At 72.1% G+C, this 11,930-nt stretch carries 13 protein-coding genes; 3 read left to right on the forward strand and 10 right to left on the reverse strand.

All coding sequences use genetic code 11. From position 1 onward, the window contains the following. On the reverse strand, positions 1 to 569 hold a 569-nt coding region (locus C1I97_RS20260; RefSeq protein ID WP_146608247.1), incomplete at its 3' end, for a TerD family protein. A 135-nt stretch (positions 570 to 704) separates the two neighbouring features. Beyond that, positions 705 to 1,301, reverse strand: coding sequence for a M48 metallopeptidase family protein (locus C1I97_RS20265; protein ID WP_111004636.1), 597 nt, complete (start codon positions 1,299 to 1,301; stop codon positions 705 to 707). 181 nt (positions 1,302 to 1,482) lie between these two features. On the opposite strand from C1I97_RS20265, the gene C1I97_RS20270 reads away from it, so the two are divergent. Beyond that, entirely contained in the window at positions 1,483 to 2,715 is a 1,233-nt protein-coding gene (locus tag C1I97_RS20270) for a TOMM precursor leader peptide-binding protein (protein WP_111004637.1), read from the forward strand. Further along, positions 2,708 to 4,096, forward strand: a complete 1,389-nt coding sequence (locus C1I97_RS20275) for an ABC1 kinase family protein (RefSeq protein ID WP_111004638.1) — start codon at positions 2,708 to 2,710, stop codon at positions 4,094 to 4,096. Before C1I97_RS20270 ends, C1I97_RS20275 begins: the two co-directional genes overlap by 8 nt. 13 nt (positions 4,097 to 4,109) lie before the next feature. On the opposite strand, the gene C1I97_RS20280 is transcribed toward C1I97_RS20275, so the two are convergent. The 5 genes from C1I97_RS20280 to C1I97_RS20300 form a co-directional block, all read right to left on the reverse strand. Further along, entirely contained in the window at positions 4,110 to 4,319 is a 210-nt protein-coding gene (locus C1I97_RS20280; protein ID WP_111004639.1) for a hypothetical protein, read from the reverse strand. Positions 4,320 to 4,468: 149 nt separating this feature from the next. Beyond that, on the reverse strand, positions 4,469 to 4,792 hold the full coding sequence (locus C1I97_RS20285) for a hypothetical protein (protein ID WP_111004640.1): 324 nt from the start codon (positions 4,790 to 4,792) through the stop codon (positions 4,469 to 4,471). After that, on the reverse strand, positions 4,789 to 5,184 hold the full coding sequence (locus tag C1I97_RS20290; protein ID WP_111004641.1) for a WhiB family transcriptional regulator: 396 nt from the start codon (positions 5,182 to 5,184) through the stop codon (positions 4,789 to 4,791). Before C1I97_RS20290 ends, C1I97_RS20285 begins: the two co-directional genes overlap by 4 nt. Positions 5,185 to 5,358: 174 nt before the next feature. Then, positions 5,359 to 5,676: a hypothetical protein gene (locus tag C1I97_RS20295; protein WP_111004642.1), complete on the reverse strand. Its 318-nt coding sequence runs from the start codon at positions 5,674 to 5,676 to the stop codon at positions 5,359 to 5,361. Between the two features lie 165 nt (positions 5,677 to 5,841). Next, complete coding sequence (locus C1I97_RS20300) at positions 5,842 to 8,049, reverse strand: ATP-dependent DNA helicase UvrD2 (protein ID WP_111004643.1); 2,208 nt, start codon at positions 8,047 to 8,049, stop codon at positions 5,842 to 5,844. A 202-nt stretch (positions 8,050 to 8,251) separates the two neighbouring features. Between C1I97_RS20300 and C1I97_RS20305 the strand changes: the two genes are divergently transcribed. After that, positions 8,252 to 8,509, forward strand: coding sequence for a mycoredoxin (locus C1I97_RS20305; RefSeq protein ID WP_111004644.1), 258 nt, complete (start codon positions 8,252 to 8,254; stop codon positions 8,507 to 8,509). 95 nt (positions 8,510 to 8,604) lie between these two features. Here C1I97_RS20305 and nudC read toward each other — a convergent pair whose 3' ends face one another. The 3 genes from nudC to C1I97_RS20320 form a co-directional block, all read right to left on the reverse strand. Then, positions 8,605 to 9,561 (reverse strand): NAD(+) diphosphatase, encoded by a 957-nt coding sequence (nudC, locus tag C1I97_RS20310; RefSeq protein ID WP_181446815.1) that lies wholly within the window; start codon positions 9,559 to 9,561, stop codon positions 8,605 to 8,607. A 142-nt stretch (positions 9,562 to 9,703) separates the two neighbouring features. After that, positions 9,704 to 11,107, reverse strand: a complete 1,404-nt coding sequence (locus C1I97_RS20315) for a dipeptidase (protein ID WP_111004645.1) — start codon at positions 11,105 to 11,107, stop codon at positions 9,704 to 9,706. Between the two features lie 10 nt (positions 11,108 to 11,117). Continuing rightward, positions 11,118 to 11,930: PD-(D/E)XK nuclease family protein (locus tag C1I97_RS20320; protein WP_146608248.1), on the reverse strand; the 813-nt coding region annotated here is incomplete at its 5' end.

Genomic DNA, 11,930 nt, shown 5'->3' on the forward strand with positions numbered 1-11,930 from the left:
GGCTGCGGCTGCTGCGGGGCCGGGTCGGGAGCGCTCTCCTCCTCCAGGACCTCGCCGCCGAAGTTCTTCAGCAGCGCCTCTAGGCCGCCGTCGAAGCCCTGGCCGACGGCCGCGAACCGCCACACGTCCTTGAGGTAGAAGTCGCCCAGCATCACGGCCCGTTCGGTGGAGAACTCCGAGCCGTTGAACGCGTACCGGGCCACCTCCTCGCCGCCTGCCACGATGCGCAGGTACCCGGGGTTGATCTGCGACATCTGTCCGGAGCCGTCGATGGTCGCGGTGAACGACAGCTTCTGGATCCGCGGCGGGATCTTCTCGAGCGTGACCCGGAAGGATTCCGTGTCGCCCGCCTGGGGCCCCAGCATCTGGATGGCTTCCTCGGGGGACTTCGGCTGGTTGAAGAAGACGAAGTACCGGTCGTCCGAGAGGTGTTCGTCGGCGTCCAGCCCGAAGCAGCTGATGTCGAAGGTCAGTCCGGGGGCCGAGATCTGCACGCCTACGTACAGATCCGTGCCCGCGGTCAGGTCACTGATCCTGGCCTTGTGGCCGCGCTGGAATTCCCTGGGCATGCGTAACGACCGTCCCCCATCCCGAGTGCGAGTACGTCGCGCCAGGCTAACGGCAAACTCCGACATCGGACGAAGTCGGTACAGACCCGGTACACAAACCCGGTCCGGTGGTACCTCACGCCCCCGAGGCCGTGGTCACTCGCCGCGGGTGCCCGGCACCTGCGGCAGCCGTCCGGCGGCGGCCACCCCTTCGAGGTAGCCCCGGGCCCGCTCGGTACGCGGATAGGCCTCCAGCAGCCGCCAGAAGTCGGGGCCGTGACCGGGGACGAGCAGATGGGCGAGCTCGTGCAGGAGGACGTAGTCGACGACGTACTCGGGCATCCCCTGCAGGCGGTGGGAGAGCCGGATGCTGCCCTCCGCCGGTGTGCACGAGCCCCAGCGTGTGTTCTGGTTGGTGACCCAGCGCACCGAGGCGGGCCGGGCCCGGCCGTCGAAGAACTGGGCCGACAGCCGCTCGGCGCGCTCGACGAGTTCCGCGTCGCCGAGCGTGCGCCGGCTCTCCTGGGCGGCCAGCTTGTCGAGCATGACGGTCACCCAGCGCCGCTCCTCCGCCTCGGACATCCGGGCGGGGATCAGCACGACGGTGCGATCGCCCTCGCGGTACGCGGAGACCGTGCGGCGGCGGCGGGTGCTCCTGCGGACCTCGATCGCGCTCGCCGCCGGGCCGCTCGGCGGCGGGCTCGTCTTGCCGCGCTGCGGTATTCCGGCGCGGTGCGGTGGGTCGGCGGACACGCCCCGACGGTACCGGGTGTACGTGCGAGAAGTCCCGGGTCCGGAACGGTTCCGTGCCGATCCCCCACCCGGCGTCCTGCTTGTACGACAAATACCCCCAGCCTGTGGACAACTTTCGGCCCCGGCCGGCCGGGGCGGGCATGCTGGCACTCACTTCGTTCTCCGGGCTACGGGGGCTCGCATGCATCCGATGGTGAAACCCGCGCTCAGGCGCGGCTGGCGTGATCTCAACACCGTGCAGTTCGGGATGACACCCGCGCACGCGCTGACACTGGGTCCGGTGGACACCGCGACGGGCGGTTTCCTGGACCTGCTCAACGGCACGCGCGGACTGCCCCTCCTGCGCGAGGAGGGGCACCGCATGAACCTGCCCGACGGCCATGTGGACCGCCTCGTGGAGCGTCTGGCCCACGCGGGGCTCCTCGACGACGCCCGGGGCGGCGGGGCGGCGGCGGACGCGCTCCGGGAGAAGAAGGAGGTCATGGACCGGCTGGCGCCTGATCTCGCCGCCCTCTCCCTGGTCACGCGCGAGCCGGGCGAGGCGATCGGGCGTCTGGCGGCCCGGCGTGGCCTGCGCGTGCAGGTCCGGGGCGCGGGCCGGGTGGGCGCTGCGCTGGCCGCGCTGCTGTCCGGTGCGGGGGTCGGCGAGGTCGACGTGCGCGACGGCGGCCGCGTGGAGCCGTGGGACGTCACCCCGGGCGGGCTGCCCGCCGAGGCCGTCGGCGAGCGCCGGGACGCCGCGGCGCGGCGGGCCGTGCGCCGGGCCGCGCCCGACCGTCCGGTCCGGCGCGCTCCCCGGCCACCGGCCGAGCAGGACGTGTCGGCCGAGCGGGGCGAGCAGGGCTTTTCCCTGGTGGTCCTCGCCCCGCGGGACGACATCGCCGTGCACGCACCCGATCCGTCCCAGGCCGCTTCCCTCGTCGAGTCCGGGGCCCCCCACCTCTACGCCGGGGTGGTGGAGGGCACGGGCGTCGTGGGCCCGCTCGTCCTGCCCGGCGAGACGAGCTGCGCCGGCTGTCTGCACCTGGGCCGCACGGACCGGGACGCGACCTGGCCCCGCCTGGTGGCACAGTGGCGCTCGGGAAGACCACGCCATGTACCTCCCTGTGATCTGCCTCTCGCCGCGACGGTGGCCGCCCTGGCGGCCGGGCACGCGCTGGCCTTCCTGGACGGGGAGTTGCCGTCCAGCGCGGGCGCCCGCTGGGAGGTGTCCGTGCCGGATCTGAACTGGCGTGCGCGGCCGATGCGGCCGCATCCCTCCTGCCCGTGCGGAGCGGCGGAGAAAGCCGAGGGGGAACTGGTCTCAATGAACGGGGAGGCACGCGAGACAATGGCTGGGCAAGGGCCGTCATCAACGCCCTGCCGTCAGGCAGACGCGGCGCGGCTTGCTGGGACTTGGAGGGCGCATGTCTGATCTTCCCCGGAAGGCGGTCACCCGGACCGCCAAGCTCGCCGCGCTCCCGCTCGGTTTCGCCGGGAGAGCCACCTGGGGACTCGGCAAACGGATCGTCGGCGAGTCCGCGGAGCTTGTAGGCCGCGAGCTGCAGCAACGCACGGCCGAGCAGTTGTTCAAGGTGCTCGGCGAGCTCAAGGGCGGGGCGATGAAGTTCGGGCAGGCGCTGTCCGTCTTCGAGTCGGCGCTGCCCGAGGAGGTCGCCGGCCCCTACCGGGCCGCGCTGACCAAGCTCCAGGAGGCCGCGCCGCCGATGCCGACCCGCACCGTGCACGCCGTGCTGGCGGAGCGGCTCGGCGCGAACTGGCACGAGCTGTTCGAGGAGTTCGAGGACAAGCCGTCCGCGGCGGCCTCCATCGGGCAGGTGCACCGGGCGGTGTGGCACGACGGCCGCGAGGTGGCGGTCAAGGTCCAGTACCCGGGCGCCGGCGAGGCTCTGCTGTCCGACCTGAGTCAATTGAGCCGGTTCGCCCGGCTGCTGGGGCCGCTGGTTCCCGGCGTGGACATCAAGCCGCTGATCTCCGAGCTCAAGGACCGGGTCTCCGAGGAGCTGGACTACGCCCTGGAGGCACAGGCCCAGCAAGTACACGCCGAGGAGTTCGAGGGCGACCCGGACGTCGTGGTCCCCGCGGTCGTCCACCAGCGCGAACAAGTCCTGGTCACGGAGTGGATGGACGGCGTCCCGCTGTCCGAGGTGATCGCGGACGGCACCGAGGGGCAGCGCGACCGCGCCGGCCAGCTGCTGGCCCGCTTCCTGTTCTCGGGCCCGGCCCGCACCGGCCTGCTGCACGCCGATCCGCATCCCGGCAACTTCCGTCTCCTGCCCGGTGGACCGGGCGGCGAGGACGACTGGCGTCTGGGCGTCCTGGACTTCGGCACCGTCGACCGGCTCCCCGGCGGGCTGCCGACGCCCATCGGCCAGTCCCTGCGCATGACGCTGGACGGGGAAGCGGAAACGGTCTACCGGATGCTGTGCGCGGAGGGCTTCGTCAAGGAGTCCGTCGAGCTGGATCCCGACGCCGTCCTCGACTACCTGCTGCCGATCATCGAACCGGCCCTGGTGGAGGAGTTCACCTTCACCCGTGGCTGGATGCGCAGCCAGGCGGCCCGGATCGCCGACCCCCGCTCCCCCGCCTACCAGCTGGGCAAGCAGCTCAACCTGCCGCCGGCGTATCTGCTGATACACCGCGTCACGCTCAGCACGATCGGAGTGCTGTGCCAGCTGGGGGCGACGGTGCGGCTGAGGGAGGAGCTGGAGCAGTGGCTGCCGGGTTTCGCCACCGGCGCCGCCGGCCCGGAGGACGAGGACCCGGAGGACGAGCAGGCGGCCGCCGAGGCCTGAGCGCGGGCGGGGTCTACCACCAGGCCGAGTCGAGCCGGCCCTCGATCGAGCGGAGGTTCTTCCGGGAGCAGGCGTCGCAGAAGTAGCGCCGGACGCCGCCTTCCACGGAACAGGTCCAGGTGGGCGGGGGGCCGTCGGCCGGGGTGCCGCAGCGCGCGCACACCAGGGCGGGGCGCTGCGCGGCGAAGTCGCCGTGGTCCGTACCTCCGGGAAGACTCGTCACCCGGTGACGATACCTCCGGGCCGTGCAGCGGCGGGCGCAACAACGCACCGTGGGGGCAGGTCCGCTCGGACGGACCTGCCCCCACGGGGAGAGTTCGCGGCCTCCCGGGCGGGGAGGCCGCCGCTGGGCGGTGTGCGCAGCGTGGTCGGTTACTGCATCACCGCCATGGCAAGCGCACGACGGGCGCGCAGCGAGGCGCGCTCGGCGCGGCGCTGCATCCGGCGGGCGGCAGCCAGGCGCGCGACCTGGCGTTGCTGCTCCGCCTCGTGCAGTCGTTCGTGCATATGCGCACGGGCCAGGGCTTCTGGGATGAGTTGCATCTCTCGGGTCCTGTTCTGACGCGAGTCGTTCGCGCCAATGGTGGTGACGTCTTCGGTCGCGGAACCTGCGGGTTCGCTGGTGGACGGCTTCATCGGGGCCTGCTTTTGGGGGTCGTGCGTGAGGGGGCGGTCGATCGTTCCTGCGGTGTTCATGCCATGACCGGGTTCTTGCGCGGGCGGCCACGGGGCCGCTTCCGGGCGACGACAACACCTTGGACGAACAGCTCGCCACCCCAGACGCCCCAGGGCTCACGCCGCTCCTTGGCGCCGGCGAGGCAGGCCTCGACCAGCGGGCAGGTGCGGCACAGGGACTTGGCGTACTCCACGTCCGCCGGCGACTCGGCGAAGAAGACCTCCGGGTCGTAGGAACGGCACGGGACGGGCGCGCCGAGGTTGTCGATGGCGTCGTCGAGCGCGGTGAGCGCGGTGAGCGCGGTGAGCGCGGTGAGCGCGGTGAGCGAGGTCAAGGCGGGGTCCTCCGTGAGACCGGGCTTGGGGATCGTGTCGGAAGGCGGTACGGACGGGGCGTGCGCTTCGAGTTGCACGGTTCGTCTTCCTCGTCTGGTCGGACCGGCCGGTGGGCCGGGTGTCGGCTGGGTACCGGGTTCTTTACTTGTTCCGAGGCGCCTTCACTCCGCCGTCCCCGTTCGGGGAAAACAGAAGGGCCGCGGATCCCGGGTGGGGTTCCGCGGCCCTGAAGGCGCCGGCCTGATCGGCGATCAGGCTGGATCACTCCAGGGTTCTGGCCCACGGAAGGCCCACATCAGGTGGTGCTGCGTCTGCTTCCGGTTTCCGGCACCGGCCGCCGTAAAGGCATAGGCCTGCGCCTGTGCCACTACTGCTTCCAGTGCCTTCGTCGGTCGCTCATCGCGCTCACGAACGGGAAGACCCGCAAGAGACACGGAGGACGCCGGACGCGCGGCACGAATGCCGGACAGACCGGTGCCCTGGTTCGAGGCGCCGAGCATGCACAGGGAGACGACCGAGCGATCGGTCATTTTGGCGGTGCTGAAGAAGCTGCTCTTGATGCTGATCACTGGACTCGCCTCCTCTCGGCGTCTGAGGGGACTGGGGTGAGCCAGTCCGCACGGATACACAAGTACAACACGGAACCGGGGCCTCAGGAAGGCCACCGTTCCCGTGACCAAGAACCTATGGGGCTTGACGGGGCGCGCGCAAACTATTTTCCCGACGAGTTCGCGTCAGTTCCCGTCCTCTTCCGCACCGGGCTCTTGACCTGCGCAGATGGCCAGAACATCCGCTCCGTACCGGCGGAGCTTGCGCATCCCGACCCCAGGGATACGCGCCAGTTCGCGCTCGTCGTCCGGAACGGACTCGGCGATCGCCATCAGGGTCTTGTCGGTGAAGACGCAGAAGGCGGGCTGCCCGCTGCGACCGGCCTGCTCCGCCCGCCACTCGCGCAACCGCTCGTACAGACCCTCGTCCATGTCGGAGGGGCAGTCCTCACAGCGCATCAGCTTCAGCTCGCCGCCGTCGGTGAGCGCGCGTCCGCAGATCCGGCACCGGGCGGGGGTGCGCCGGGTGCGCGGCGGGACGGGCTTCCCCACGGCCCCGGCGGCCGCGGTGAAGCCGCGCTCGATGCCCCCGGAGGCACCGAGCGCGGCCCGGCCCGCGACGCCGGCCGAGCCGGGCCGCAGCCCGTCGAGGAAGCGGCTCGGGCGGCGGTTCGGACGGCCGCCGGGCGAGCGGGACAGCGACCAGGAGACGTACAGCTGCTCGCGGGCGCGGGTGACACCGACGTAGAGGAGACGGCGCTCCTCCTCGACCTGCTCGTCGGTTCTGGCGTAGGTGATCGGGATCATGCCCTCGGCGACCCCGACCAGGAAGACGGCGTCCCACTCCAGGCCCTTGGCGGAGTGCAGCGAGGCGAGGGTGACGCCCTGGACGGTGGGGGCGTGCTGGGCGGTCGCCCGCTCGTCGAGCTCGGCCACGAGGTCGCTCAGGGTGGCGCCCGGTCTGGCGGCGGCGAAGTCCTGCGCGAGATGGACCAGGGCGGCCAGCGACTCCCAGCGCTCCCTGACCGCGCCGGAGCCGGCCGGCGGCTGCGGGGTCCAGCCCTCCCCGGACAGCACGGCACGCACCTGGGAGGGCAGGTCGACGGCGTCGTCGAGGAGGGAGTCGTTGCCGCCGAAGCGGGCGGCACCGCGCAGCGCGACCCCCGCCTTGCGCACCTCGGGCCGGTCGAAGAAGCGCTCCGCGCCGCGCAGCTGATAGGGCACACCGACGTCGGCGAGGGCCTGCTCGTAGGTCTCGGACTGGGAGTTCGTCCGGAACAGGACGGCGATCTCACTCGCCGGGACACCGGAGGCGATGAGTTCCTGGACACGGCGGGCGGTGCCCTCGGCCTCGGCGGGCTCGTCGGGGTACTCGGCGTAGACGGGTTCGGGGCCCGGGGCGCGCTGGGAGACCAGTTCCAGCCGGTGGTCGGCGGCCCGGCCGCGGGCCTGGGCGAGCAGTCCGTTGGCGAGACGGACGACCTGCGGGGTGGAACGGTAGTCGCGGACCAGCTTGACGACGGTGGCGCCGGGGTGCCGTGTGCGGAAGTCGAGCAGGTGGTCGGGGGTTGCCCCCGTGAACGAATAGATCGTCTGGCTGGCGTCACCGACCACGCACAGGTTGTCCCGCTCGCCCAGCCACAGCTCCAGCAGGCGCTGCTGGAGGGGGCTGACGTCCTGGTACTCGTCCACCACGAAGTGCTGGTACTGGGCGCGGACCTGTTCGGCCACGTCGTGCCGGTCCTGCAGGATGGCGACGGTCAGCAGCAGGACGTCCTCGAAGTCGATGACGGAGCGGTCCCGCTTGAGGTCCTCGTAGACGGAGTACAGCTGGGCGGTCTCGGCCGGGTCGCGGGGTGTCTCGCGACCGGCCTTCGCGGCTGCGAGGGCGTAGTCGGCCGGGACGGTCTGGGTGACCTTGGACCACTCGATCTCCGCGGTGACGTCCCACAGCTCGCCCCGGTCCAGGCGGATGCGGCAGGCGGCGGCCGCGTCCGCGACGAGCTGGATCTTGCGGTCGACGAGCCGGGGCATGGCTCCGCCGATCACTTTCGGCCAGAAGTACTGCAGCTGCCGCAGTGCGGCGGAGTGGAAGGTGCGGGCCTGCACGCCGTGCGCGCCGAGCTGGCGCAGCCGGCCGCGCATCTCACCGGCCGCCCGGTTGGTGAAGGTGACGGCGAGCACGCTGGTGGGCTGGAGGATCCCCGCCCGCACGCCATAGGCGATGCGGTGGGTGATCGCCCGGGTCTTGCCCGTGCCGGCGCCCGCCAGGACGCACACCGGCCCGTGCAGGCAGGTGGCCACCTCGCGCTGCTCCGGGTCGAGCCCGTCGAGCACCGCGTCGGCAGAGTCCGGGGCCTGAGGGAAGAGCGGGGAGTGCGTTGCTGCTGTCACACGGCCATGCTGCCAGGTCGCCCGAGACGGGTGAGCCGGTTGTCCACAGGCGGGCCCCCGCAGTCGTACTTATGCGACAGGCGTCACTCCCGTGACTCTTGTGCCGGCATCCGGATACCCCCGGTGGGAATGCCGGGTCGATGGCGTACGTTCCCCCAGTGCTACACCTACGTCCCCGATCCGCCAAAGGAGCGCAAGAGACATGCCGGGCACTGTGACGATGTACAGCACCACGTGGTGCGGCTACTGCCGTCGGCTGAAGAGCCAGATGGACCGCGAGGGCATCGCCTACACCGAGATCAACATCGAGCACGACCCGGAGTCCGCGGCCTTCGTCGAGAAGGCGAACGGCGGGAACCAGACGGTTCCCACTGTTCGGGTGGTTTCCCCCAACGGTGGGGGCGAGGTCGTCATGACGAACCCGAGCCTTGCCCAGGTGAAGCAGGCCCTCAGCGCCTGATCCCGGCGCGTCTCGCGCTTGTGCGGAAGGCGGCTCCCGAGAGTTCTCGGGAGCCGCCTTCCCTTGCTCTTCGGCCCTCTTCGGCCCTCTTCGGCTCAGACGGCGGTCCGCGTCGACAGTGGCTCGCCGTACCAGAGTTCGATGAGGCGGGCCGCGATGGAGATGCCGTAGGGGGGCAGGACCTCGCCGGAGCCGAAGGCCGTGCGGAGTTCCTCGCGGGAGAACCAGCGGGCCTCGTGGATCTCGTCGCCGTCGACGGCGATGTCGGTCGAGACGGCGCGGGCCATGAAGCCCAGCATCAGGCTGGACGGGAACGGCCAGGGCTGGCTGGCGACGTACTCGACCTGGCCGACGGTGACGCCGACCTCCTCGTGGACCTCGCGGCGCACCGACTGCTCGATGGACTCCCCGGGCTCGACGAAGCCGGCGAGCGTGGAGAAGCGGCCCTCGGGCCAGTGCACCTGGCGGCCGAGCAGGATGCGGTCCTTCTCGTCGGTGACGGCCATGATCACCGCTGGGTCGGTGCGCGGGTAGTGCTCGGCGCCGCAGGCCGGGCAGCGGCGGATGTGGCCGGCCGCGGCGATCACGGTGCGCTCGCCGCAGCGGGAGCAGAAGCGGTGCAGGCGCTGCCAGTTCTCCAGGGCCACCGCGTGCACCATCAGGCTCGCGTCGCGCGGCGACAGCAGCAGGCCGGCCTCGCGCAGGCCGGCCGGGCGGGCGGACTGGTCCATGCGACCGGGCAGGGAGTCCTTCTGCAGGGCGAAGTAGCTGACGCCGTCCTCGTCGGTGCCCAGGAAGTAGCGGTGCGCCTCCGTGAGGGGGGCCTCGAAGGAGGGGGTCATGACGAGTTCGGTCCGGCCGTCGGGCGTCTCGTCGATCAGGACCTGGCCGCCGGAGACCACGAAACAGCGCGTCGAGGGATGGCTCCACGCCGCGGCCAGCCAGGCCTCGTCGAGCCGGTGGTGGGCGGCCCGGTCGATGCCGCTGGGCGCGGTGAGCGAGATGGGCCGGTCGGCGGTGTGGTCGGTCCAGGTGGTCACGAGTGCTTCCAACTCCCCCGGTGCAACGGTTGTTTCGGCGGCGGTTCAGCGGGACGTGCGGCAGGAGGCGTCCGCGTGCGGCGGATCCTGGAGGTGCGCGGCGGCCTCTCCAGTGTGCTCCTGGCAGGAGGCCGCCCGCGCCGGTGGCCACCCGTCAGGGCACATCGCGCCAGTGCTCCGCGAGGTCGCCCCACAGGTACGCGCTGGTCTCGGCGCCCTTGAGCAGGAGGTCGAGTTCGACCTTCTCGTTCGGCGCGTGCCAGCCGTCGGACGGGACGGAGATGCCCAGGAAGAGCACAGGCGCGCCGAGCACCTCCTGGAGGTCGGCGGCCGGGCCCGAGCCGCCCTCGCGCGTGAAGCGGACGGGTGTGCCGAAGGCCCGGCCCATGGCGCGGACCACGGACTGCAGGGCCGGGTGGTCCAGCGGCGTCAGGCACGGGCGCGTGGCCGCACCGAAGGTGATCTCGGACCGGATCCCGGCGGGCACCTGGTCGGCGGCCCAGGCGCGCACGGCCTTCTCGACGTGGTCGGGGTCCTGACCGGCGACCAGGCGGAACGACAGCTTGACCATCGCGGTGGACGGGATGATCGTCTTGCTGCCGGGGCCCTGGTAGCCGCCGCCGATGCCGTTGACCTCGGCGGTGGGGCGGGCCCAGATGCGCTCCAGGGTGGTGTGCCCGGCCTCGCCGTGGGTGGCGTACGACTTGGCGGTGCGCAGCCACTGCTCCTCGTCGAAGGGCAGCTCGGCGAAGAGTTCGCGCTCGCGGTCGGTGAGTTCCACGATGCCGTCGTAGAAGCCGGGGATCGCCACGCGCGCGTGCTCGTCGTGCAGGGCGGCGACGAGGCGGGCGGCGGCGGTCGCCGGGTTGGGCACCGCGCCGCCGAAGGAGCCGGAGTGGATGTCCTGGTCGGGGCCGGACAGCCGGATCTCGCACTCGGCTAGGCCCCGCATCCCGGTGCACACCGTGGGCGTGTCCTCGGACCACATGCCGGTGTCGGAGACGATCACGGCGTCGGCGGCCAGGCGGTCCGCGCGGCTCTCGACGAGCGCCCGGAAGTGCGGGGAGCCGGACTCCTCCTCGCCCTCGATCAGGAGTTTGAGGTGGACGGCCGGGGCGGTGCGGCCGGTGGCGGCGAGGTGGGCGCGGACGCCGAGTGTGTGGAAGAACACCTGGCCCTTGTCGTCGGCCGCCCCGCGCGCGTAGAGGCGGCCCTCGCGGACGGCGGGCTCGAAGGGCTCGCTGTCCCAGCCGTCCTCACGTGCGGCGGGCTGGACGTCGTGGTGGCCGTAGACGAGGACCGTCGGGGCGTCGGGGTCGTCGGAGCGCCACTCGGCGAAGACGGCCGGGGCGCCCGGGGTCTGCCAGACCTCCGCGGTGGTGAAACCGGTCTCCCGCAGCTTGCCGGCGAGCCAGTCGGCGCTGTGGCGTACGTCGGACGCGTGCTCGGGCTGTGCCGACACGGAGGGGATGCGCAGCCATGCGGCGAGGTCGTCGAGGAAGGCGGCGCGGTGCTGCTCGATGTACGTACGGACGGCGCTGTCCGGGGTCTGGCTCATGTTTCCGAGCCTATCGGCCCGCGGCGGCATCCCGTTCGGGCGGTTCGTCACACTGCGGTTCGGGCCGCGGCTCCTGGAGCAGCCTTTCCAGCTCCGCCCGGCCGGGCAGGTCGTCGTGCCGTACGACCTCGCCGGTGCGCACGTACACGAACGCGGCGGTGACGCGCTCCAGAGGGATGCCGTGCTGCTCGGCCCAGGCCAGCCGGTACACGGCGAGCTGGAGCGGGTCGGCGGTGCGTGAGCGGTTCGTCTTCCAGTCCACGATCTCGTACGTCGCCGTGTCCCCGCCGCCCTCCTTGTAGACGGCGTCGATACGGCCCCGGACGACACGTCCGGCGACGGCGAGCTGGAAGGGCGCCTCGACACGGTGGGGCGTGCGGTGTGCGTACTCGGTGCGTTCGAAGGCCGCCTTGAGGGCCTCCAGGTCGCGTTCGTCGGCGATCTCGGCGTCGCCGCCGGGCAGCTCCTCGGGCTCCAGCATGGGCAGCGTCAGCTCCTCGAAGCGGGTTTCGACCCAGGCGTGGAAGCGGGTGCCACGGCGTGCGGCGGGTTGCGGGGGGCGCGGCATGGGGCGTGCGAGCTCCCGCGCGAACCCGTCGGGGTCGGCCGCCAGGTGCAGTAGCTGCGACGCGGTCAGTGCCGTCGGCAGGGGTACGTCGGTGACGCCCTGCCGGGCACGCCGGAGCTCTCCGGTGAGCGCGTCGAGGTCGCGGTCCCAGGAGGCTACGACGCGGGACTCCTCCGGGGTGAGGGGCTCGGGCTCGAAGTCGCGTTCACCGAGGCGGGGGCGCCCGGGCGGCCCCGCCTCGGTGAACGCGACTTC

The organism is Streptomyces sp. NTH33 (genome assembly GCF_003236365.1).
GTDB lineage: Bacteria > Actinomycetota > Actinomycetes > Streptomycetales > Streptomycetaceae > Streptomyces.